We start from the raw sequence: 22281 nt of genomic DNA, 5'->3' as shown, positions 1-22281 counted from the left end.
TCACGCGCGCATGGCGAGCGGTAACGTATCGGCCATGGCGAGCCCCCTCCGACCAGACGACCCGGCGGCTCTGGGCGCGTACCGCCTGGCCGGCCGGCTCGGGGAAGGTGGGCAGGGCGTGGTCTACCTAGCCCACTCCGCCGTCGGCGAACAGGTCGCGATCAAGCTGCTGAGCGCGGGCGACCAGCAGACGCGGGCCAGGCTGGCGCGCGAGCTGGACGCGCTGGAGGGCATCGCCTCCTTCTGCACCGCGCGGGTCCTCGACGTCTCGGCCGACGGGCCGCGACCGTACGTGGTGAGCGAGTTCGTGGACGGCCCCTCGCTGGCCGAGCGGGTGCGCGAGCGCGGCCCCCTGCGCGGCGGCGACCTCGAACGCCTGGCGGTCGGCACGGCCACCGCCCTGGCCGCCATCCACGCGGCCGGGATCGTGCACCGCGACTTCAAGCCCGCCAACGTGCTGCTCGGGCCCGACGGGCCCCGCGTCGTGGACTTCGGCATCGCCCGGGCGGAGGGGGCGGCCACGATGACGTCGGGCCTGATCGGGACCCCCGCCTATCTGGCGCCCGAGCAGATCAACGGCTCCCCGGCGTCGTCCGCCTCCGACGTGTTCGCGTGGGCCGCGTCGATGCTGTTCGCGGCCACGGGCACGAGCCCGTTCGGCGCGGACACCGTGCCGGCCGTGCTGCACCGGGTGCTGCACGCCGAGCCGGACCTGTCGCCGCTGCCGCCGCGCCTGCGCGGGCTGCTCGCGTCCTGCCTGGCCAAGGATCCGTCGCGGCGCCCCACGGCCCAGCACCTGATGGTGTCCCTGGTCAACCCCAACACCCCGCAGGGCCCGCCGGCCGGCGCTGCGGGCCCCGGCGTCCCGGCGGGCCCCGGCGTCCAAGCGGGCCTCCGTACGGATCCCCAGGCCGCGGCCACCACCCGGGAGACGCGTCGCGCCCGCTCCCGGAGCCTGCTCATCGGCGCGCTGGCGGGCCTGGTCGCCCTCGCCGCGGCCATCGCCACGACCCTCTACCTCAACAGCACCCCGACCCCGCTCGCCGACCGGGACGACCGCTCGGCCTCGGCCACCCCACCGGACTCGCCGTCGCCATCGCGGTCCTCTCCGTCCGCGACCGAGACCCCGACGGGGCCGCCGTCCGCCACCGGCACCGACACCCCCACGGAGTCGCCGTCCGCCACCGGCACGCCGCAGGAGTCCGCCTCCACCGCCCCCGGCGAAAAGCCCAGGATCCCCGCCGCCTACGCGGGCACGTGGACGGGCCGGACGGAGAGCACCAACCCCCTGGACACCGACGGGGCCGAGAACACCGTGGTGCTGAAGCCGGACGCGTCCACCGCGCAGTGGAGCGAGAAGGACGCGGGCGCGAGCTGCCGCGGCACGATCACGCTGACCAAGGTGGAGGCGTCGCGGCTGACGTTCTCGCTGGGCGCGAACGAGGGCAACTGCATCGCGGGCACCATCTGGCTCGCCAAGCAGGGCGACACCCTCGCCTACACGTGGAAGGACGAGCCCGGCCCCGGCCTCGTCACCCAGACCGGCACCCTCGGCAAGAGCTAGCAGATAGACCGAACTTTCCTGCAAAACCCTTCGACATGTGACGGCTGGACGCTGGATCATTAACGTTATGTCTGTGATGAGGGAGGTGCCGTTCCCCAGCCGGGAGTCTTCAGAGCTCCCGATGAACATCTGGATCGACGACGCCGACTCCGCCATCGACGTCATCGACGCCTTGGCGCTGTCGCCGTTCGCGACGGGTGCGCAACCGTGGTCCCGCCTGGCCAACCTGGAGCGCGTACGCCCTGACGCCCCGCTGAGCCCGGCCGACGGCCGGCTGCTGCGGACCGCGCGGGTCGAGGACGGCTCGGAGTCGCGGCTGATCGCCGGTGAGGGCTGGACCCTGCGCGTCGTGCGTCACCGCAACCGCACGGCCACCGTCAGCGTCACGGCGGTGGACGAGGAGCTGGCCAAGAGCGTGCTCGCGCAGAGCATCGACGGCGCCGAAGAGGCCATGCCGGAGGTGGACCACGTCGAGATGGGCTTCTGGTGGCGGGGCATGCACGGCGGCACCCGCTCGGAGAAGCCGATCACGGCGCAGCCCTGGGCCGAGATCGGCAAGAACTACTCGGGCAGGGTGCGCCCGGCCCTCGACCGGCTGATGTCGATCACCCCCGCCGACGTCAACGGCCGCCTCATCCTCCTGCACGGCGAGCCGGGCACCGGCAAGACGACGCTGCTGCGCACGCTGGCCAAGCAGTGGCACGACTGGTGCCAGGTCGACTGCGTGCTCGACCCCGAGCGGCTGTTCAACGAGCCCGGCTACCTGATGGAGGTGGCCGTCGGCTACGACTCCGACGAGGACACCCAGCGCTGGCGGCTGCTCGTCCTGGAGGACTGCGACGAGCTGATCAGCTCGGGCGCCAAGGCCCAGGCGGGCCAGGGGCTCTCGCGCCTGCTCAACCTGACCGACGGCCTGCTCGGCCAGGGGCGGGACGTCCTGGTGGCGATCACCACGAACGAGGACCTCGCCCGCCTCCACCCGGCCGTCGTCCGCCCCGGCCGCTGCCTGGCGCAGGTGGAGGTCGGCCCGCTGTCCAAGGAGGAGGCCGTCACGTGGCTGGGCTCCACCAACGGGGTGGGCCCGTCGGGCGCGACGCTGGCGCAGCTGTACGCCCTGCGCGCGGGCCGCGAGTTCACCCCGCAGCCGGGCGACGAGTCCACGGGCCTGTACCTCTGACCGGCGCGCCGGTCAGAGGAGGTCACGTCAGGTAGGTGTGCAGGCGGCGGGCCTCGCGGACGAAATTGTTCGAGGCCCGCCGCTCGGCGATCTCCGCCACGCAGGGCACCGGCTCCCGCGCCCCGGCCCACCGGGCGGCCCGCAGCGCGAACGCGAGCACCTGGGTGTGCCGGGTCTGCGGCCGCTCCTCCGCCCCCGGCAGGAACACGGGCAGGAACCCGGTCATGATCCGCCACACGTCCTCATGCGCCCCCTGCTCGGCGGCGCTCTCCAGGGTCTCGAAGACCGGGCCGGGCTTGAGCCACGTCCTGCGCAGCAGCAGCCCGAGCTGGCGTCCGGTCTCCCCGGCGTCCCCGTCGCCGCGGGCCGCCAGGTCGACCACCGGGCGCGCCCGCACCACGGGCAGCTTCGACCAGGACGGGTCGGCCAGGAGATACGCCAGCACGAGCGACATCCCCTCGCCCCACGGCCCGCCGGCCAGCGCGAGGGCGTAGACCTCGGCCGGCTTCGGCCCCTGCGCCGGCCACCCGTACAGCAGGTGCGGGACGAAGTGGAGCGCGACGACCTCCCGGTGGGACGGCATCACGTACGGCCACCACGGCAGCAGCCCGCCGTGCCCCTCGCGGCGCCGCCGGCCGGGCTCGGCGAGCAGCTCGTCGAGCAGCGTGAGCCCCGTCGGCACCACCCGGATCCTGGGCTCCAGGTCGGGGGTCCGGGTGTCGGCCGCCTCCTGGTCGTCGCGGTATTCGTCACCGGGGTTCAGCCGCCCCGAGGCGAGCCAGCCGATCTCCGTGACCGGCTCGGGGCGGCCGCCGTCCATCCAGCGGGCCGCCGCCCGCCCCGCCTCCGAGGTGAGCCGCCGCGCCCGCGCCACCACCTCGGGCGCCACCTCGCGCGGCAGCCGCAGCAGCGCCTGCTGCAGGTCCGCGGGCAGGGCCTCGACGCCATGCCGCTCGTAGCCCGCCAGCCGCGCCACGAGCTCCGCCGCGTCCACGTGCCCGGTGCCCTCGGTGGGCTCGGCCAGCAGGTACGGCGGGAGGGTGCCGTCCCGGAGCGCCGAGTGGACCTCGGCCCACCGCCGCAGCAGGAACAGGTGCGGCGCCGACACCGAGCCGGGCCGGGGCAGCCCCTGGGCCGGGGAGGCGCCCGTCAGGATGAGCCGGGCGATCTCCTCGGACCACTGCCAGACGTCCTGCCACGGCCGTTCGGGCGAGCGGGCGCCCGGCCGCCGCTCCGACAGCCTCGTCACGAGCCCGGCCCGATCGTCGTGGTGCAGCCGTACGACGCCGGCCAGCCACAGCTCCGCGGCCTCCCATCCGCCCCCGCGGGGTCCCAGCTCGACAGGCGCCGTCACCGGATCGGGGAACGCCTCGGCGTAGCGCGGCGCGGGCAGCGGCACGGGCGTGAAGGGCTCCGGCGGCTCCTCGGCGGCCTCCCCGCCGAACACCGCCGCGAGCGTCTCCCCGAGCTGCGGCGGCAGCTGCCCGATGACGTCCCTGAGGGCCTGCGCCCCCACCGGCGTGAACCGCTTGGCGTGCTTGACCGCGATCCGCACCGCCCGCCCCTGCACGTCCGCGGACTCGCAGGCGAACGCGTACCCCAGCGCGGGCGCCAGCTCGTCGAGGTCGCCAGGCCAGCCGCGGGCGACGGCGTCGAGCCAGGTCAGCCCGGCCGTCACCAGCTTGCGCTCCGCCCTGAACAGCAGCGCCCGCAGCGCCTCCGACACCTCCGCGCGGTCCAGGTGGTCGAGCCCGCGCAGGTGCCGCAGCGCCATCTCCGCGACGGCCCCCGGCGCGGCGGGCAGCAGCCGCAGGTAGTCGACGGCGCGCTTGCTCACCTCGTCGCGGGACGGCTCCAGCAGCTCGTGCAGGCGGACGAAGAAGCGCAGGTCGGTGACCTCGCCACCGCGCAGGAAGCGCCGTACGCACCCGTCGAGCAGCAGGTCGCGGCGGCCCTGGCCGGCCAGCTCCGTGAGCGCGGCCAGCCAGGCGCCGGGTGCCGGCGGCTCCGCGCGCTCGCCCCGCAGGACCGAGCCCACGCCCTCGGCCTCGAAGATCCGGGGAAGGAGGTGGTCGAGCAGCGGGTCGCCGGGGGCGGGCGGCTGGCGTACCCAGGCCACGACGAGGGGATCGTGCTCCGGCGGGGCCACCCCGGTGCGGCGCAGCATGGCCAGGGCGAGCGCGTCCGTCTCGTCCGAGCGGCGGCGCCGGCGCGGGGCGGGGCGCAGCCGGAGCGCGGCGCGGGTGGCGAAGTCCTCCTGCCAGGCGGCCGGGCGGGTGGACAGGACGCGTTCGAGGATCGCGGTGGTGTCGCCGCTCACCTCCCAGCGGTCCTGGAACTCGCGCCGGTTGAGCCAGGCCACGACGGCCGCCGCGCCGCCGATGGCGGCCGCGCCCGCGACCCGCAGGGGATCGACCCAGGTCTCCTCTCGTCCGGGCTGCCAGAGCAAGTTCCAGGGGGTGTTCCACTCCCAGCGCTCGCGGTCGAGGACGGTGCGGCCGACGCTCCTGGCCCGGCGCACGTGCTCCCGCCAGGCGGCCTCGCTCTCGCGCTCCCGCCTGGTGATGCGCTCCAGCTGCCGGGCCTCGGCCCGGCGCTCCGCCACGGCGATGTGGCCAGGGAGCAGGGCGGCCACCTCGCGGCGCTCGCGCTCGCCGAGGGCCAGCACGCAGTCGGCGACCCGCTGCGGGTCTCCGGTGTCGATGGCCGCCACCACCGCTTCCCATGCGGTCACGGAGCGACCTCTACGGCGACGCGGGCGGCGATCCTGGCCGCCAGCACGTGCTTGCACGGCCCGCGCGAGCCGCGATGGTCGAACCACCACGGGCACGTGCACTCGCCCTCGGCGATCCGCACCCGCCGCACCCCGCCGTCGGTCGTCACCTCGGCCGTCTCCCCGAGCAGGCGCACGGCCCCGGAGCCGGCCAGCGCGCGGGCGGCCGTCAGCCGGGGGTTGAGCTCGGCCACCTGCTCCCTGTCGTAGGGCAGCTCGCGGTGGAAGTGGGCCGCCTCGTGCAGGTCGTAGCCGACGCGCCCGGCGGTGCCGAGCTGGGTGAGGGCGGCGCGTACGCGTTCGAGCGGAAGCCCCGAACGGTCGGCGAGCAGCCCCAGCTCGACCGTGGGCTCGAAGTTGAGCAGCATGCCGACCACGTCGGCGTCGTCCGCGGCCTCGTCGGTGGCCAGGTCGGACAGCACCGCCCCCTCGCCGGAGAACCCGCGCCACGGCTCGGGCGAGACCGCCAGCGTGTAACGCATGCCAGGCAGCTCCAGCTCCCAGGCGCCGGCCGTGGACGAGCCGTCGGCGGGCCCGTAGACCCGCAGGGCCTTGGCGAACCTGAGCAGCGGCAGCAGCGTGGCCACCCGCCCCGTGCCCGACAGGCAGACCCCGCCCCGCGCGGGGCCCGAGGCCAGGCGCAGGTCGCGGCCCGAGGGGACGGCCCACACGGTGGAACGGGCGCCCTTCGGCAGGGAGCGCAGGAAGCGCACGGCGTGCGGCCCAGCCAGCTCGGCCCGCAGGTCCCACCCGGCCGCGATCACCTGCACCTCCGCGAACCCGCGCAGCCACCGCGACGGCAGCGGCACCTTCTTCTCCAGGACCGCGCCGTCGAGCGTGGTGACCGTCAGCTCGTCGGGCCCGACGCCCAGGTGGAGCGGGTCCCTGCCGCCCACCCTGGCCAGGGACTCGCGCAGCGGGCCGTTGACGTCGACGTTGGTGGTGCCCCGGTCGAGCACGTCGCCGTCGAGCCCCAGCACGTCGAGCCGAGCGTAGACGCCGCCGCAGGCCGAGAACGACTCGAACCGCAGCCGCCCGCCGTCGCACGTCACCACCGGGTCGCGGGTCCAGCCCGGCCTCGGCTGGTGGTAGCGGGCGAGCGCGACGTCCGCCACGGCCAGCAGCCCGGCCGCGGCCGGAGCGGCGTGGGTGAGCAGCCCGCTGAAGAAGCGCGGGTGCGTCCGCGGCCCCGACAACGCCGTGCCGCCGGAGGTCGAGAGACCGAGCCTGCCGTCCGCGAGCGTGGAGGGACCCGCGTAGGAGTATGCCTGTACCGCCTGAGTCATGCCCCGAACCATAGAGATCACCACCGACACAAATCTGGGCCGGTACGTAAAACATCCGATGTGCGACACACAGTGCGAAACCACAATGTGGCTGGTGCTCACCGTCGATCTGGCCCGCGTCGCCTTCGCCCGCTTCGCCGTACCGGCGGGCTCGTCGGCGGGCTCGTGGACGAGCGGGGAGCACCAGGTCGGGTTCCCGGCGACCCAGCTCGTGCCCTCGTGGACCGCGCTCACCTCACCGGGCTCGTGGATCGAGGTGGCGCTCCGGGCCAGGACCGTCCAGGGCGATCTCACCAAGTGGTACGTCATGGGCCGCTGGTCGGAGCACGGCGGCCCCCGCACCTCCGTGCCCGGTCAGGGCGACCAGGACGGGGACGTGGCGGTGGACACGTTCGTGGCCCGGCGACCGGTCGTGGCCTACCAGGTGCGGGTCGCGGCGCACGGCGCGGACGCGCGCGTGACCGGGCTGGGCGTGATGGCCTCGGCCGTGCCGCGGCGCCCGACCGCGCCGAGCCCCTTCGGCACGGCGGGGGCGGTGGAACTGGCGGTGCCCGCGCACTCCCAGCACACGCACGCCGGGCACCATCCGCAGTGGGACGGCGGGGGCGTCAACTGGTGCAGCCCGGCCTCGGTGGCCATGGTGCTGGGCTACTGGGGCCGCGGTCCCGGCCCGGACGAGCTGGCCTGGGTGGGGGACGGCGACCCGGCCCCGTCCGTGGACCACGCCGCCATGGGCACGTACGACGAGAGCTACCAGGGGACCGGCAACTGGCCGTTCAACGTGGCGTACGCGGGGCGGTACGGCCTGGCCGGGTTCGTGACGCGGCTGCGGTCCGCGGTGGAGCTGGAGGCGTTCGTGCGGGCGGGCATCCCGGTGATCACGTCGCAGTCGTTCAAGGTGGCCGAGCTGCCCGGTTCCTGCTACTCCACCAGCGGGCACATCCTCGTCGTCACCGGTTTCACCGCCGAGGGCGACGTCGTCGTCAACGATCCCGCGGCTCCTGGGGACGCCTCGGTTCGAAGGGTCTATCCGCGGGCAGCGTTCGAGAACGTATGGCTCAGGAGCTCGGGCAGCGGGGGCATCGCGTACATCCTTCACCCGCCCGACCATCCACTTCCTCCCTGCACGAATGGCAATTGGTGACTTGATGAGCATTCGACCGATCGACGTGGCCCGTACCGACGGCGGCCCGCAGTGGGTGGAGGCGGTGGCCACGCCCTCCGGCGTCGAGGTCTGGTGGGACGAGCCGCGCCCGCAAGAGGGCGGGCGCCGCTGCGTGGTGCGCCGCCTCCCGGACGGCACCCGCGTGGACGCCCTGCCGCCGGGCTGGAACGCGCGCAACCGGGTGATCGAGTACGGCGGGCGCTCCTGGCGTCCGCTCCCGGGCGGCAGCCTGGTCTTCACGAACTGGGCCGACCAGCGCCTCTACCGCCTCGACCCGGCGGGCGGCGAGGGGCCGGTGGCGATCACCCCCGAGGGCCCGTACCGCTACGCGGACCTCTATCTCCCGCCCGGCCGGGGCGAGGTGTGGGCGGTCCGGGAGACGGACGGCGTGCGCGACCTGGTGGCGGTCCCCCTGGACGGCGGCCCGGTCACGGTGGTCGCCAGGGCCCAGCACTTCCTGATGAATCCGCGCCTGTCCCCGGACGGCCGCCACGTCGCCTGGATCGGCTGGGACCACCCGAACATGCCCTGGGACGGCACCGAGCTGTGCGTGGCCCCGCTGCGCGAGGACGGCACGGCGGGCGCGTACCGGATCGTCGCCGGAGGCCCCGAGGAGTCGGTGGCCCAGGCCGAGTGGCGCGACGACGGCAGCCTGTACGCCGTGACCGACCCCACCGGCTGGTGGAACGTCCACCTCGTCCACCTCGACGGCTCCCCCACCACGAACCTCACCCCGATCGAGCAGGAGTTCGGCGCCGCCGCGTGGAAGCCGGGCATGACGTACCTGGCGATCGCGGGCACGGGCGAGGTCGCGGTCGTGTACGGCACCCCGGACCTGCGCCACCTGGGCGTGCTGAACCCCGAGACCGGCGACATCAGGGACATCGGCGGCGCGGCCACCTACTGGTCCTCGACCGTGTCGGTCGCGGGCGGCAAGGTGGCGGCCGTGGGCGCGACCCCGTACACGCCGCTGGAGGTCACCCTCGTCGACCTCGCGGACGGCACCCACGAGGTCGTGTCGCAGCGCAAGCCGCTGCCGGACCGCGACCTGCTCCCCACCCCCGAGGCCGTGACCGTCGAGGGCGTGCACGCGCACCTCTACCCGCCGTCCGGCGGCCGGGGCGGCCCGAGCCCGTACGTGATCTTCGTGCACGGCGGCCCGACCGGCAACCTGCCGATCGTGCTCGACCTGGAGATCGCGTACTTCACCAGCAGAGGGCTCGGCGTGGCCGTGGTCAACTACGGCGGGTCGACGGGGTACGGGCGGGCCTATCGCGAGCGGCTGCGCCATCAGTGGGGCGTGGTGGACGTACAGGACTGCGCCAGGGTGGCGCGCGGCCTGGTCGAGATGGGCAGGGCCGACGCCGCGAAGATCGCCATCCGGGGCGGCAGCGCCGGAGGCTGGACGACGGTGGCGGCGCTCGTGCACAGCGACGTGTTCGCGGGCGGGGTGGCGCACTACGCGATCACCGACCCGGAGAGCTGGGCGGCCGAGACGCACGACTTCGAGTCCCGTTACCTGGACGGTCTGGTGGGTCCGCTGCCCGAGACCCGCGACCGCTACACCGAACGCTCGCCCCTCCTGAACGCCTACCGCGCGTCGGGCCCTTGCCTCATGCTGCACGGCCTGGAGGACGCGATCGTGGACGTCAGCCAGGCCGAGCGGTTCACCGCCGAGCTGGACAAACACGGCAAGGAGTGGGCCTTGCTCACCTACCCCGGCGAGCAGCACGGCTGGCGCCGGGAGGAGACTATCGTCGCGGTGCTGGAGGCCGAGCTGGCCTTCTACGGGCTGATCTTCGACATGGAGATGCCCGAGGTGCCGCCGCTGACACTGAAAGGGAGAGCGTGAAAAGCGTTGCCGAGATCTGCTCGGATCTGATCAGGTTCGACACCACCAACCCGGGCTCCGGCGAGCGACCGGCGGCCGAATACGTCGCCACGCTGCTGGCCGACGCGGGGATCGAGCCGGTGGTGTTCGAGTCGGCTCCGCGGCGGACCACCGTGGTGGCCAGGATCGACGGCGACTCCCCCGACGCGCTGCTGATCCACGGCCACCTGGACGTGGTGCCCGCCGACCCGGCCGAGTGGCAACTGCACCCGTTCTCCGGGGAGATCGTGGACGACTGCGTGTACGGGCGCGGCGCGGTCGACATGAAGGGCTCGTGCGCGATGACCCTCGCGACCGTGCTCGACCTGGCCGCGCGCGGCGTGCGCCCGAAGCGTGACCTGGTGCTGGCGTTCCTGGCGGACGAGGAGGCGACCGGCGACTACGGCTCCCGGCACGCCGTCACCGAGCGGCGGGGGCTGTTCGACGGCGTCACGGAGGCGATCAGCGAGTCCGGCGGCTTCAGCGTGTCCTCCGGCGGGCACCGGGTGTACCCGATCGCGGTGGGCGAGCGCGGCACCGCCTGGATGAAGCTCACCGCGCACGGCGTGGCCGGGCACGGCTCGCGCCCGCCGGTGGACAACCCGGTCGCCACGCTGGTGCACGCCCTGTCGCGGGTGGCCTCCCACCAGTGGCCGGTACGCCTGACGCCGTCGGTGGCCGCCCTCGTCCAGAGCCTTTCCGAGATCACCGGTCAGCCGGTCGACCTCGACCGCCTCGACGAGGAGGCCGCTCGGCTCGGGCCGCTGGGCAGCCTGTTCAAGAGCCAGATCCGCAACTCGGCGAACCCGACGATGCTGAACGCCGGATACAAGGTGAACGTGGTGCCCTCGACCGCCGAGGCGCACGTGGACGGGCGCTACCTGCCGGGGCTGCAGGAGGAGTTCCTGGAGACGATCGACGCGCTGCTCGGGCCGAAGATCACCCGCGAGTTCGTCAACCTGGAGGACGCGCCAGAAGCGCCGTACCCGTCGGCGTTCTTCGACACGCTGGCGGGCGCGCTGGTGGCCGAGGACCCGCTCGCGCGGCCGGTGCCGTACGTGATGAGCGGCGGCACGGACGCGAAGTCCTTCGCCACGCTCGGCATCAAGGGGTACGGCTTCGCGCCCCTCATGCTCCGGCCGGACCTGGACTACTTCGGGATGTTCCACGGCAAGGACGAGCGGGTGCCGGTGGAAGGACTCGAATTCGGCACCCGCGTCCTCACCCGCCTCCTCACCTGACCAGCCGTCCTCAACCGGCCGTCCTCAACCGGCCGTCCTCAACCGGCCGTCCTCAGCCGGCCGTCCTGGGCGGGCCGAACCACGTGGTGAGCGCCTCGGCGACCCCGTCGCGCCCGCCCGCCCAGGCGACGTAGCCGTCGGGCCGCACCAGCAGCACCTCCGCGCCCCCGGCCCCGCCCATCCCATCGGCAGGCGCGGTGGTGGCCGCGTGCGCCACCCGCACCCGGTCGCGGTGGCCCGCCACGGCGGCGTCCACGGCGGCGTCCACGGCGGCGTCCACGGCGGCGTCGAGCCCGTCGCCGGGCGCGCCCGAGAGGGCCAGCACGAGGCCACGCCCGTCCCGCAACAGCTCGGCGACCGTCCGCGCCCCCACGGACCCACGCACCCCCCGATCCCCCACGGCCCCAGGCAACGCCCCGTCCCCCACGGGCCCAGGCACCGGCTGACCTCCCTCAGGCTCGGATAACGCTCCAGCCGCCCGTACCGTCTCAAAGGCCGGGCCCGCGGGCGGGGCCGCCGGGATCGCCTCCAGGCGCGGGGCGAAGCGGCCGACGAGGGGATGCGCCGCGCCCGGCGCGTAGTCCACGGCCGTCCCGTCGGCCATCCCCGTGAAATGCCGCCTGGCCTCCGGCAGCTCGATCACCTCCCCCAGCACCTCCCGCAGGGCGTCCACCTGCGGCCCTGGCCGCATCAGCGCCACCTGGGCCCGGGTGTTGCGCAGCACCCGCGCCGCCACCGGGTGCCGTTCGGCGGTGTAGGTGTCCAGCAGCCCCTCGGGCGCGAGCCCCCGGACCACCAGGGCCAGCTTCCACCCGAGGTTGAACGCGTCCTGCAGCCCCAGATTGAGCCCCTGCCCGCCGATCGGCGAGTGCACGTGCGCCGCGTCCCCCGCCAGCAGCACCCGCCCCTTGCGGTACGTCTGCGCGTGCCGGGTGTTGTCGCCGTAGCGGATGCCGGCCTCCAGCCCCTTGACCACCACGTCGTGCCCCGTCACCCGCCGCAGGCTGCCCTCCAGCTCCTCGGCCGTCATCGGCGCGTCCCGGCCCCGGGGCCCGCCGTCGAACTCGATGGTGGCGATCTCCCCCGGCACCAGCGACAGGTTCGCCAGCCCGCCGGGGTGGCGGAGGGACGACGTCACGGCCTCGTCGGAGGCCAGCTCGGCCACCGCGGTCCGCCCCGTCATGGTGGGCGGCGTCCCTTCGAACGCGAACCCCGACAGCTTGCGCACCACACTCCGCCCGCCGTCGCACCCCACGAGATACGCGGCCCGCACCGTCCGCCCGTCGGCGAGCGTGGCGACGGCGGCGGACTCCTCCTGCGCGACGTCGGCCACCGCGCACCCCTGCCAGATCCGCACCCCCAGGCCGGCGGCCCGCTCGGCCAGGACGGCCTCCAGCCGGTCCTGCTTGAGCATGAGGTATTCGGCCTTCCCGGCCTCGTCCAGCAGCGGCAGCCCGCTGAAGTGCCCGCTGATCATCCCCTTCCTGAGCAGCTCCACCATCATGGCGACCACGTCGGCCCCGGCGGGGCCGCGGCGCGCGGCCAGGTCGTCGAGCATCGCCCACTGCTCCCCGGCGACCGGCTCGACCAGGTCGCGCAGGGCCAGCGACTGCACGGTGCGCGCGTTGAGCGAGCGCAGGCCGAGGCTGCGCGTGCGGCGCTCCTCGCCCGTGGCCGCCTCCAGGACCAGTGGGTCCGCCCCGCCCAGCTTGAGCTCGCACGCCAGCAGCAGCCCCACGGGCCCGCCGCCGACGATGATCACGTCGGTCATCTCCGCTCCCTACTTACGGCGTAAGCTTACGCAGTAAGTAGAACACATACACCGTAAGCTTTGTCAATCCGAGAAATCCGAGGAAGGGGCGCCGGATGGCACGACGGGAGCCGCTGAACAGGGAAAGGGTCCTGGACGCGGCCCTCGAACTGGCCGACAACGAGGGCCTGGAGGGCCTGACCATGCGGCGGCTGGCCAAGGTGCTGGGCGTCGAGGCGATGTCGCTCTACAACCACGTCTCGAACAAGGCCGACATCCTCGACGGCGTGGCCGAGCGGGTGTTCGTGCAGGTCGAGCGGCCGGACCCGGGGCTGTCATGGCAGGAGCAGGTGCGCGGGGTGGCGCTGAGCATGTACCGGGCGTTCAGCCGCCATCCGGCGGTGCCGCTCGCGCTGGTCACCGACCAGTCCAACCCGACCTCCGTACGGGCGCTGGAGCCGCTCGACGCGCTGGTGGGGGCGCTGTTCCAGGCGGGGTTCGACGACCTGGGCGCGTGGCGGGCGCTGACCGCCGTGAACAGCCTGGTGTTCGGGTCGCTGATGCTGTCGACGGGCGGGTTCACCGGCGACCCGGGCGTGCACGCGGGCGAGCAGGGGGTCAGCGCGTACATCCGCGAGATGGACCCGGCACGGCTGCCGCACTTCAGCAGGCTGCTGCGGAGCACACGGAACGGCGTGGACCCGGCGGCGGACTTCGAGCGGGCGCTGGACATGCTGATCCACGGCCTGACAGCCGAGGCATCCAGTCCCGCCAACTAGTGGAACAAACTATTCCGTTCTGCTAAGCTGAAAGCACCACGAAAGGGGGCTCACCAATGAGCGACATCACCATCAGCGGCTGGGACGTTCTCGACGCCTCGCACGAGGCGCTGCGCCGGGTCGTCGGCGGCGTGCCGGCCGGCGGCTGGCACCTGCCGACGCCCTGCGCGGCCTGGAATGTCACCCAGGTCCTCCAGCACGCGGTCGGCGACCAGATCGGCTTCGCCGCCGCGCTGACCGGCGAGCCCGGCCCCACGTTCAACCCGTTCGAGCCGTCGGGCGAGCCGGAGTCGGACCCCTCGGCCTTCACGGAGGACGCGCTGGCGCGCTCGGCCCGCGCGTGGGCGGGCGTCGACCGCGGCGCCGCGGAGGTGCCGACGCCGGTGCCGCCGCACAAGCTGTCGCCGTGGTCCGGCTCGACGGCGTGCGCGCTCGACGCCGCCGTGCACGCCTGGGACATCGCGGCCGCGACCGGCCGGCCCTCGCCGCTCACGCCGGACCTGGCCAGGCCCCTGCTGAAGGTGGCCATGGAGATCGTCGAGCCGCTGCGCGCCTGGGGCGCGTACGCCCCGGCGCTGGACTCCGAGCCCGGCGACGACGACGTGGCGGCGCTCCTTCGCTACCTCGGCCGCGACCCGGGCTGGACCCCCTCCTCCTGACCGCGGACGATCAGGCGAACTTCGACTTCGGGCGCTCCTGGAGCTCGCCGTCCACGTAGATGTCGAGCTTCTCGTTGTAGAACGCGACCAGCCCGGCGATCTTCTCGCTCTCCGGCAGCGGCGTGCGGTACGACCAGGCCAGGTCCTTCTGACCGTTGACCGTCCAGTATTCCGCGGTGCCCTTGTAGGGGCAGTGGGTGGCGGTGTCGGTGTGTTCCAGCAGGTCGAGCCGTACGTCCGTCTTCGGCAGGTAGTAGCGGGCGGGCAGGCCCGTCTCGAACAGGATGCGCGGGCCGTGGGAGTCGGCCACGGTCACGCCGTCCACCTCCACCCGCACGTGCCGCGAGCTCGCCAGGATGTCCACCCGGGTGTACGGGTCACGCGGATGGAAGTAGACCTCCTCGTCCTCCTCGAACCAGGCGTCCATGGCGTCCCACTCGAACCGGACGTAACCGCGGATCTGCTCCAGCGGCGAGTCGGGATGGACGAGCGCGGCGTCGGCCGCCTGCGCCGTGCCCGAGGTCACGGTGTGGACCAGGCCGTCTCCCCTGCTCGGGGAGTGCTTGGTCGCGCCGGTGGCCTTGAGCGCGGACTGGTCCACATCGGCCGGCGGGAAATAGTAGGTGGGGTAGTACGGCACCTCCCACACCAGGAGGGCGGAGGTGGAGTCGGCCACCACCCGGCCGCCGAGATAGGTCCTCACACGCTTGGCCGTCGGCTCGACGCGTACCCGACCGCGGTTCGTGGCATCCATATCAGCGCAAACCCCGGCCGCGGTGCCGCTATTCCGGTCCGGGGCGGGGGCCGCGAGGGGCTCAGCTCAGGCCGAACGCGGCCAGCGTCGCCCAGGTCGCGGCCATGCCCACCACCGCTCCCACGACGACCTGGGGCCAGGTGTGGTGCGTGAGGCGTACCCTCGCCCAGCACACCAGCGCCACGACGGCGGCCCCGGCGGTCGCGGCCGGCCAGGCGGGCAGGACGTGGGCGAACACCACGACCGTGCCCGCCGAGACCGCGGCGTGGAAGGAGATCTTCCAGCGCAGCGTCACCGGCACGGTGACGGCCAGCGCGACCAGCATCGCGCTCACGGTGGCGACGAGCAGCGTCGGCGCGCCCAGCACCACCAGCAGGGCCAACGCCACCAGCACGGCCGCCACGGCGGCGAGCAGGGGGCCGGTGCGGCGGGCGCGGTCGACGATGTGGTGGGAGTCGAGGCGGCCCGCGCGCACGCCGACCGCGATCACCGCCGCCGGCACGCCGCCGCAGATCGCCGAGGCCACCAGGCCCCACGCCGCGCCACCCCAGCCCTGGGCGAGCAGGCCGACCAGGGGCGGCATGGCGATCACCAGCACTTGGGGTGCCAGCAGGTTCGTCACGCGTTTCGCCAGCAGGTCGGCTGTCATGTCACGAAAGCGTACGCGATCATGCCCTCCCACCCGCGGGTCTCGGCGAGTGCTGGGCCGGGGCCGTCAGCCCTTGCCTGCCGCGTTCACGATCCGGGTCGTGGAACGGCCGGGGATGGAGGCCATCTCCCAGCACTCGGCCCCCAGGATCGCCGCAGCCGCCGCTCGCGCGCCCGCGTGCGGGTCACCGGCCGTGTGCGCGAGCGCCCCGGGCCGCATGGGGGCCAGCAGGTCGATGTAGTCCTCCGGCCCGTGCGCCTCGGGCGGCCCCGTCACGATGAACACGCCGGTCACGAAGCGGAGGGCGGCCAGCACCTCGGCCCGCTCCTCAGCGGGGTTGAGCGGGCGGCTCGGCCCCTTCCAGGCCCGCACCCGGGGATCGTCCTCGACGCCGACGACCAGCGGCAGCCCGCGGTCGGCCACCGCGCCCAGGTAGCGCACGTGGCCCACGTGCAGGATGTCGAAGACGCCGGTCACGACCGCCGCCCCCGGCCGGTCGTACGGCTGCACCCAGACGGCCTCCAGGCTGCTCACGCGACCTCCCACGCTCTCCCCTATGGCCTAGACGACTCGTCGATCGCAGCGTACTCGGTCGGCGTCCGCGGTCGTGCAGCCGACCTCGGGCAAGGTCATTCCTACCTTTTCGCGGTAATCTCCGGCCCACCGTCGGCGCGTCTCACAACGTCACCGGATTTGGGGGAGGTCGCCGTGGCACCGCCGGACTTTCACAGCGTCGACGGAGGCGACTCCCGTGATCTCGTCGCCCGACTCCCGGGCGTGCCGTCCCAGGTGGCCAGGGCCCGGGGGCTCGTGACGGCCGCGCTCGGCCGCGACCACCCGCTGTACGACGACGTGGCCCTGCTCACCAGCGAACTGGCCACGAACGCGATCCTGCACACCAGGTCCGGTTCGGGCGGATCGTTCACGGTGACCGTGACGAGCTCGGAGACGGCGGTGCGGGTGCTGGTGTCGGACGCCGGGTCCGACGGGCCGCCCTGCGTGTGCCGTACGAGCACGCAGTCCACCAGCGGGCGCGGCCTGCCGCTGATCGAGGCGCTCAGCCACCGCTGGGGCTTCACCCGCGAGGACGGCACGACGACGGTCTGGTTCGAGCTCCTGGGGTCGCGCCTGTCAGCCGGGGTGGCCGTCTAGCTGGACGTCGAGGCGGCACAGGCCCTCGGCGAGGGCCTTGGTGGTCAGGCGGGTACGGCTGTCGCAGCCGAGCTTGGCGAAGATGTGCTCCAGATGGGTCGTCACGGTGCGGACGCTGAGCACCAGCGCGGCGGCGATCTGCGGGTTGGAGTCGCCGGCCGCCACCCGGGTGAGCACGTCGACCTCGCGCCCGGTGAGGTCGTACGGCAGCGGGCACGGCCGCTCGGCCACGACCGCGCCCTGGAGCGCCCCCTGGAACCCGACCCCGGCCCTGAACAGCCGTAACTCGTGCCAGCGCCCCTCGCGGTCGAGCCAGAGCCCGTGCCTGCTCAGCTCCCGCGAGTCGATGAACGCCCGGGCGAACGCGGCCACCGCCGGGTCGTCGCGCAGCGCGGCCGACGCCTCGTGGCCCGGCACCTCGCGCCGCGTCCCCACCCGGTCGAAGGCGACCGCCCGGAAGTCCCGCGGCAGCCCCACCGGGTCGATCACGCACCTGGTCAGGTCTGTGACGTGGGCGAGCATCGGGCTGAGCGCGAGGACCAGCGCGCCCGTGCGCCGGGGGAAGGCGTCCTTCGTGGCCAGGTGGAGCAGCCCCGTGTAGCGGCCCTCGCTGAGGAACAGCGGCGCCGTCAGCCCCGCCCGCCAGCCGTAGGGGGCGAGGTGGCGCCGGAAGTAGCGCTCGGTGCCCGGCTCCGGCATGACCACCGGCGCGCGGGTGACGATGGCCCTGCGGCACGCGTCGAGCCTGGCGTACTCCTCGGCCGCGTCGTGGTCGATGCGGTGATGGCCGTCGGACACGACGCTGTGGTGCCGCCCGGTGGCCGGATCGAACGCGACGAACTCGTACGCGTCCACCGGGACCACCCGGCGCAGGGCCGCCATCGCCGCGTGCGCGTCGCCACCGCCCGCGACCTGGTAGCCGACCTCCGCGAACGCCTGGAGCTGGCGGACGTCCAGGATGATCTCGGCCACCGAGCCTTTATATCATTTGCCAAACCTTGGGGTCTTGTTGAAACTTTTTTTCACGAGCGCCCGGATGCTACCGTGAGGAACATGCAGCGCGCCTTCGTCACGACGACGCCGGACACGGTCCCGGCGCGCTGATTCCATGCATCCCGGGCGGACGCCCGGGAGCTGGTCGTTCGCCCTTTCCACGCAAAGGACGATCATGAACGACCACCGCAGGCTCGGCCGTGAGCTGGGCATCTTCGACACCGACCCGCTGATCGGCGCGGGTCTGCCCTACTGGTTGCCCGCCGGAGCGGCCGTGCGCAAGGCCGTCGAGGACTACGTCCACGAGCTCGAACGCCGCAACGGCTACCACCACGTCAACTCCCCCGTGCTGGGCAAACGCGAGCTGTACGAGAGATCGGGCCACTGGGCGCACTACATGGAGGACATGTTCCCGCCCATGAACGTGGGCGGCGAGGAGTTCGTGCTGCGGCCCAGCCTGTGCCCGCACCACGCGCTCATCTACCGCTCGCGCGGGCGCGGCCGCCGCGACCTGCCGCTGCGCGTGGCCGAGCTGGGCGGCATGTACCGCTCCGAGCTGTCCGGCGTGCTCGGCGGGCTGAGCAGGGTGCGGGCCATCCAGATCAACGACGGCCACGTGTTCTGCGCGCCCGAGCAGGCCGTCGCCGAGGTGTCGGCCGTGCTCGACCTGATCGAGGCCGCGCACGCCCAGCTCGGCATCGCCGCCGCGCGCTACCGGCTCTCGCTGCGCGGCGAGGGCGGAGAGGGAGGCGGCAAGTACGTGGACGACCCGGACATGTGGGCGCGCTCCGAGGCGATCCTGCGCGGCGTGCTGCGGGAGCGGGGCCGCGACTTCGACGAGGAACGCGGCGAGGGCGCCTTCTACGGCCCCAAGATCGACATCCAGATCGCGGACCCGGCGGGCCGCGAGGCGACCCTGTCGACCGTCCAGGTGGACTTCTTCCAGCCGGAGCGCTTCGACCTGCGCTATGCCGGCGGCGAGCGCCCCGTCATGGTGCACCGCAGCGTCGTCGGCGGCCTCGAACGCCTGGTCGCGCACCTCATCGAGGTCCACGGGGGCGCGTTCCCCGCCTGGATGGCGCCCGTGCAGGCCGTGGTGCTGCCGCTGTCGGACGCCGAACTGCCCGCCGCCGAGGCCCTGCTGCGCCGCTGCCTGGCCGCCGGGCTGCGGGCGGAGCTGGCGCCTGCCGACCGGGGCAGCCTGGGGGCCAGGATCAGGGCGCACCGGCTGGTGCCGTACCAGCTCGTCGTGGGGCCGCGCGAGGCCGCGAGCGGCCGGGCCTCGGTGCGGCTGCGCGACGGAAGCCAGGCCGGCGAGGTGCCGGTGGAACGACTTGCCGGGGATTCACGGCCTTTGTTCTGACGTTAGGAGATCGAAAAGATAACGGCCTCTTCCCTCCGCGCGTTACCGGCTCGTAAAGTCCGCTGCAACGCCGTGTCGGGGGAGGACGTCTTGACCGAGCTGAGCGACCGTGAGGCCGAGCTTGTTTCCGCGCACGAGCAGGAACGCCCGGCGCGGCAACTCGGCGGGCGGCTACGGCTCGGCGTGTGGATCGTCGGCGGGCTGCTGTCGGTCTATTCGCTGATGGTGGTGTTCCGGCCGGTGGAGGCGCTGGAGCATCGGATGACCTTCCTGGCGGTGGCGCTGCCGCTGGTCTTCCTCTGCTACCGGTCGGGCTGGTCGTCGCTGGTGCCGCGCCTGTTCGGACGCGGCACCCCCGCGAGCCCGCCCCCTGGGAACGCGGCTGGGACACCGGCTGAAAACGACCCGCTCGCGGGCGTGTCGCGGGCGGTGGCGCACCCGGAGGGGACGCGGCGGCCGGAGCGGCCGACCGTGGTCGACTGGCTGCTCGCCGCCGCCTCCTTGGCCGTGCTGGTCTACCCGTTGCTCGACATCGACGGGTTCCGCGACCGGGGCTCCGGCGCCGCGCTGACGGACCTCGACATCGTGGCGGGCCTGGCGCTGACGGTGCTGCTCCTGGAGGCGGTACGGCGCACCGTCGGCTGGTCCCTGGCCATCATTTGCATAATTTTCCTGGTCTATGCCTATTACGGGGCCTATTTGCCGATCGACTGGACCATTGGCCACCGCGGCTTCGACCTCGGCCAAATCGTGTCCCAGCTCTACACCGGCACCGAGGGCTTCTTCGGCGTTCCCATGCAAGTGGCCGCCAGCTACATCATCCTTTTCACGATTTACGGCGCCGTGCTCGACTATTCGGGCGCGAGCAAGTTCTTCATCGACCTGAGCTTCGCCGCCTTCCGCAAGTCCCGCGCCGCCCCCGGCCGCACCGTCACCACGGCCGGCTTCCTGCTCGGCACGGTGTCGGGCTCAGGCGTGGCCACCACGGTCAGCCTGGGCAGCGTCGCCTGGCCGGTGCTGCGGCGGGCCGGCTACCCGAAGGAGCCGGCCGGCGGCATCCTGGCGGCCGGCGGCATCGGCGCCATCCTGTCGCCGCCCACGCTGGGCGCGGCGGCGTTCATCATCGCCGAGTACCTCCGGGTCAGCTACCTTGAGGTGCTGCTGTACGCGACGATCCCCACGCTCCTCTACTACCTGGGCATCTTCCTGGCGATCGAGATCGACTCGCGCCGCTTCAGCACCCACGCCGTGCAGGTCGACGCGCCCAGGGCGGGCAAGCTGCTGCTGCGCTTCGGCTACCACTTCAGCTCGCTCATCCTCATCATCGTGCTGATGGCGCTGGACCGCTCGGCGTTCCAGTCCGTGGTGATCGCCACCGCCATCGCATTCGCGCTGTCCTTCCTCGACCCGCAGCACCGCATGGGCCCCAAGCGCACCGGGCAGGCGCTGGCCAAGGGCACGCTGGAGGTGCTGCCGGTGACCGCGGTGTGCGCGGCGGCGGGCATCATCGTCGGCGTCATCACGCAGACCGGCCTCGGGCTCAACCTCAGCGCGATCATCGTGGACTTCGCCGCGGGCAACCTCATCCTGACCACGCTCATGTCCGGCATCGCGGTCATGCTGCTGGGCCTGGCCGTGCCGGTGACCGCGAGCTTCATCATCGCGGCGGTGATCATCGGCCCGGCGCTCACGACGCTCGGGGTGACGCCGGCCGAGGCGTACATGTTCGTCTTCTACTACGCGGTGCTGTCGGAGGTGAGCCCGCCCACGGCGCTGTCCGCGGTCGCGGCGGCCGCGATCACCGGCGGCAACACCTACAAGACGATGATGATGACCTGGCGCTACACGCTGCCGGCCTTCCTGGTGCCGTTCGCCTTCGTGTTGACGCCGAACGGGCAGGCGCTGCTCGGGCAGGGGCCGATCGGCACCGTGCTGCTGATGACGGCCGTCTCGGCCGTCGCCGTCGCCGCCCTGGCCATGGCGACCGGCGGCCTGGCCGGATGGCCCGAGCGCGTGCTCGCGGCGGTGGCCGCGGTGCTGCTGCTGTTCCTCGAACCCGTTCCCATAGTCGCCGGGCTGGCCGTGCTGGCCGTGGCCGGAGCCGTGCACCTCGTCAGAAGCAGGAGAAGGGACCCAGCGTGAAGCGGATCTTTGCGATAGTGGCCGTCGCCGTCCTGACCGCGGCGGGCTGCGGCGGAGGTGGCGCGGGCGGCTCCGGCAACCGGCTGTCGATCGCCACGGGCGGCACGACGGGCGTCTACTACGTGTACGGCGGCGGCCTGGCCAAGCTGCTGTCGTCCAGCATCCCCGACACCCAGGCCACGGCGTCGGTGACCTCGGCCTCCGTCGAGAACATCAAGCTGCTGGCCTCCGGCAAGGCGGACATCGGCTTCTCGCAGTCCGACACGGCGGCCGACGCGGTCAACGGCAAGGACACCTTCTCCTCGAAGCAGCCCATCAAGGCCATCGCCCGCATCTACGACAACTACACGCAACTCGTGGTCGCGCCCGGCGTCCGGGCGGCCAGGGTGGCCGACCTGAAGGGCAAGCGCGTCTCGCTCGGCCCGGCCAACTCCGGCACCCAGGTCGTGGCCAGACGGGTCCTGCAGGCGGCCGGGATCAACCCGGACAGCGACATCACCAAGCAGCAGCTGTCGATCAACGAGTCGGTGCAGGCGGTCAAGGACGGCACGATCGACGCGTTCTTCTGGGTCGGCGGCCTGCCCACGGCGGGCATCACCGACCTGGCCACGAGCAAGCCGGACGTGAAGGTGCTCGACACGAGCGACGTGCTGACGAGCATGCAGTCGACCTACGGCCAGCAGTACGTCGGCCTCGACATGGACCTGTCCGTCTACAAGCTGTCCGGCACGGTCAAGACCGTGGGCATCGCGAACGTGCTGCTGGTGCCCGACAAGATGAGCGAGCAGCTCGCCTACGACATCACCAAGACGCTGTTCGAGAAGAAGGCCGAGCTGGCGAAGGTGCATCCGGAGGCCAAGAAGCTCGACGTCATGCTGGGCCAGCAGGTGGCGCCGGTCGAGCTGCACCCGGGCGCGGCCCGCTACTTCAAGGAGAAGGCCTGACGAGGCTGCTCGCGGCACTC

18 protein-coding genes are annotated in these 22281 nt (G+C 73.3%); 11 read left to right on the top strand and 7 right to left on the bottom strand.

All coding sequences use genetic code 11. From position 1 onward, the window contains the following. Nucleotides 1-34 precede the first annotated feature (34 nt). Together ACIBQ1_RS02300 and ACIBQ1_RS02295 are read left to right on the top strand one after the other, a co-directional pair. Nucleotides 35-1564, top strand: coding sequence for a serine/threonine-protein kinase (locus ACIBQ1_RS02300; RefSeq protein ID WP_397274110.1), 1530 nt, complete (start codon nt 35-37; stop codon nt 1562-1564). Nucleotides 1565-1631: 67 nt separating this feature from the next. Next, nucleotides 1632-2741, top strand: a complete 1110-nt coding sequence (locus ACIBQ1_RS02295; protein WP_397274109.1) for a DUF5925 domain-containing protein — start codon at nt 1632-1634, stop codon at nt 2739-2741. Nucleotides 2742-2763: 22 nt separating this feature from the next. Here ACIBQ1_RS02295 and ACIBQ1_RS02290 read toward each other — a convergent pair whose 3' ends face one another. Then, entirely contained in the window at nt 2764-5475 is a 2712-nt protein-coding gene (locus ACIBQ1_RS02290) for a hypothetical protein (protein WP_397274108.1), read from the bottom strand. Further along, entirely contained in the window at nt 5472-6800 is a 1329-nt protein-coding gene (locus ACIBQ1_RS02285) for an SWIM zinc finger family protein (protein WP_397274107.1), read from the bottom strand. The genes ACIBQ1_RS02290 and ACIBQ1_RS02285 overlap by 4 nt, the downstream gene beginning before the upstream one ends. Nucleotides 6801-6885: 85 nt before the next feature. Between ACIBQ1_RS02285 and ACIBQ1_RS02280 the strand changes: the two genes are divergently transcribed. Genes ACIBQ1_RS02280 through ACIBQ1_RS02270 form a run of 3 tightly spaced genes read left to right on the top strand, consistent with a single transcriptional unit; the run spans nt 6886 to nt 11076 of the window. Further along, complete coding sequence (locus tag ACIBQ1_RS02280) at nt 6886-7944, top strand: C39 family peptidase (protein ID WP_397274106.1); 1059 nt, start codon at nt 6886-6888, stop codon at nt 7942-7944. Between the two features lie 4 nt (nt 7945-7948). Then, entirely contained in the window at nt 7949-9817 is a 1869-nt protein-coding gene (locus ACIBQ1_RS02275; protein ID WP_397274105.1) for a prolyl oligopeptidase family serine peptidase, read from the top strand. Then, a complete protein-coding gene (locus ACIBQ1_RS02270) occupies nt 9814-11076 on the top strand; it encodes a M20/M25/M40 family metallo-hydrolase (protein ID WP_397274103.1) in 1263 nt (420 codons plus the stop codon). Before ACIBQ1_RS02275 ends, ACIBQ1_RS02270 begins: the two co-directional genes overlap by 4 nt. 52 nt (nt 11077-11128) lie before the next feature. Here the strand turns inward: ACIBQ1_RS02270 and ACIBQ1_RS02265 are convergent, their stop codons facing one another. Next, entirely contained in the window at nt 11129-12847 is a 1719-nt protein-coding gene (locus ACIBQ1_RS02265) for an FAD-dependent monooxygenase (protein ID WP_397274102.1), read from the bottom strand. A gap of 95 nt (nt 12848-12942) precedes the next feature. On the opposite strand from ACIBQ1_RS02265, the gene ACIBQ1_RS02260 reads away from it, so the two are divergent. Both ACIBQ1_RS02260 and ACIBQ1_RS02255 read left to right on the top strand, forming a co-directional pair. After that, nucleotides 12943-13605 carry a TetR/AcrR family transcriptional regulator C-terminal domain-containing protein gene (locus ACIBQ1_RS02260; RefSeq protein WP_397274101.1) on the top strand — a complete coding sequence of 221 codons (663 nt, stop codon included), beginning with the start codon at nt 12943-12945 and terminating at the stop codon, nt 13603-13605. Nucleotides 13606-13661: 56 nt separating this feature from the next. Further along, nucleotides 13662-14264: a TIGR03086 family metal-binding protein gene (locus ACIBQ1_RS02255; protein ID WP_397274100.1), complete on the top strand. Its 603-nt coding sequence runs from the start codon at nt 13662-13664 to the stop codon at nt 14262-14264. Between the two features lie 10 nt (nt 14265-14274). On the opposite strand, the gene ACIBQ1_RS02250 is transcribed toward ACIBQ1_RS02255, so the two are convergent. The 3 genes from ACIBQ1_RS02250 to ACIBQ1_RS02240 form a co-directional block, all read right to left on the bottom strand. Beyond that, nucleotides 14275-14967 (bottom strand): DUF427 domain-containing protein, encoded by a 693-nt coding sequence (locus tag ACIBQ1_RS02250; protein WP_397274099.1) that lies wholly within the window; start codon nt 14965-14967, stop codon nt 14275-14277. 112 nt (nt 14968-15079) lie between these two features. Next, nucleotides 15080-15667 (bottom strand): hypothetical protein, encoded by a 588-nt coding sequence (locus ACIBQ1_RS02245; protein ID WP_397274098.1) that lies wholly within the window; start codon nt 15665-15667, stop codon nt 15080-15082. 66 nt (nt 15668-15733) lie between these two features. Continuing rightward, the gene (locus ACIBQ1_RS02240) at nt 15734-16201 is read right to left on the bottom strand and encodes an adenylyltransferase/cytidyltransferase family protein (protein ID WP_355364271.1); all 468 of its coding nucleotides are present in this window, start codon (nt 16199-16201) and stop codon (nt 15734-15736) included. A gap of 174 nt (nt 16202-16375) precedes the next feature. Here ACIBQ1_RS02240 and ACIBQ1_RS02235 point away from each other — a divergent pair, with 174 nt between their 5' ends. Next, nucleotides 16376-16819, top strand: a complete 444-nt coding sequence (locus ACIBQ1_RS02235) for an ATP-binding protein (RefSeq protein WP_397274097.1) — start codon at nt 16376-16378, stop codon at nt 16817-16819. Here the strand turns inward: ACIBQ1_RS02235 and ACIBQ1_RS02230 are convergent. Beyond that, a complete protein-coding gene (locus tag ACIBQ1_RS02230) occupies nt 16799-17791 on the bottom strand; it encodes a response regulator transcription factor (protein ID WP_397274095.1) in 993 nt (330 codons plus the stop codon). The genes ACIBQ1_RS02235 and ACIBQ1_RS02230 overlap by 21 nt on opposite strands. Before the next feature lie 136 nt (nt 17792-17927). Here ACIBQ1_RS02230 and thrS point away from each other — a divergent pair, with 136 nt between their 5' ends. From thrS to ACIBQ1_RS02215, 3 genes are all read left to right on the top strand, one after another. Then, on the top strand, nt 17928-19175 hold the full coding sequence (gene thrS, locus ACIBQ1_RS02225) for a threonine--tRNA ligase (protein ID WP_397274094.1): 1248 nt from the start codon (nt 17928-17930) through the stop codon (nt 19173-19175). Nucleotides 19176-19265: 90 nt separating this feature from the next. Then, nucleotides 19266-21317: a TRAP transporter permease gene (locus ACIBQ1_RS02220; protein WP_397274093.1), complete on the top strand. Its 2052-nt coding sequence runs from the start codon at nt 19266-19268 to the stop codon at nt 21315-21317. Then, nucleotides 21314-22261 (top strand): TAXI family TRAP transporter solute-binding subunit, encoded by a 948-nt coding sequence (locus tag ACIBQ1_RS02215; protein WP_397274092.1) that lies wholly within the window; start codon nt 21314-21316, stop codon nt 22259-22261. The genes ACIBQ1_RS02220 and ACIBQ1_RS02215 overlap by 4 nt, the downstream gene beginning before the upstream one ends. Nucleotides 22262-22281: the final 20 nt, after the last annotated feature.

Source organism: Nonomuraea sp. NPDC050153 (assembly GCF_044460125.1).
Lineage (GTDB): Bacteria > Actinomycetota > Actinomycetes > Streptosporangiales > Streptosporangiaceae > Nonomuraea.
The sequence above is the reverse complement of the archived record's forward strand: the minus strand, read 5'-3'. Positions and strand labels throughout refer to the sequence as shown.

Bases quoted from the DNA above. Each gene is read 5' to 3' on its own strand.
- ACIBQ1_RS02300 (WP_397274110.1), top strand. From the start codon at position 35: ATGGCGAGCCCCCTCCGACCAGACGACCCGGCGGCTCTGGGCGCGTAC.
- ACIBQ1_RS02295 (WP_397274109.1), top strand. From the start codon at position 1,632: ATGTCTGTGATGAGGGAGGTGCCGTTCCCCAGCCGGGAGTCTTCAGAG.
- ACIBQ1_RS02285 (WP_397274107.1), bottom strand. From the start codon at position 6,800: ATGACTCAGGCGGTACAGGCATACTCCTACGCGGGTCCCTCCACGCTC.
- ACIBQ1_RS02280 (WP_397274106.1), top strand. From the start codon at position 6,886: ATGTGGCTGGTGCTCACCGTCGATCTGGCCCGCGTCGCCTTCGCCCGC.
- ACIBQ1_RS02275 (WP_397274105.1), top strand. From the start codon at position 7,949: ATGAGCATTCGACCGATCGACGTGGCCCGTACCGACGGCGGCCCGCAG.
- ACIBQ1_RS02265 (WP_397274102.1), bottom strand. From the start codon at position 12,847: ATGACCGACGTGATCATCGTCGGCGGCGGGCCCGTGGGGCTGCTGCTG.
- ACIBQ1_RS02260 (WP_397274101.1), top strand. From the start codon at position 12,943: ATGGCACGACGGGAGCCGCTGAACAGGGAAAGGGTCCTGGACGCGGCC.
- ACIBQ1_RS02255 (WP_397274100.1), top strand. From the start codon at position 13,662: ATGAGCGACATCACCATCAGCGGCTGGGACGTTCTCGACGCCTCGCAC.
- ACIBQ1_RS02245 (WP_397274098.1), bottom strand. From the start codon at position 15,667: ATGACAGCCGACCTGCTGGCGAAACGCGTGACGAACCTGCTGGCACCC.
- thrS (WP_397274094.1), top strand. From the start codon at position 17,928: ATGCATCCCGGGCGGACGCCCGGGAGCTGGTCGTTCGCCCTTTCCACG.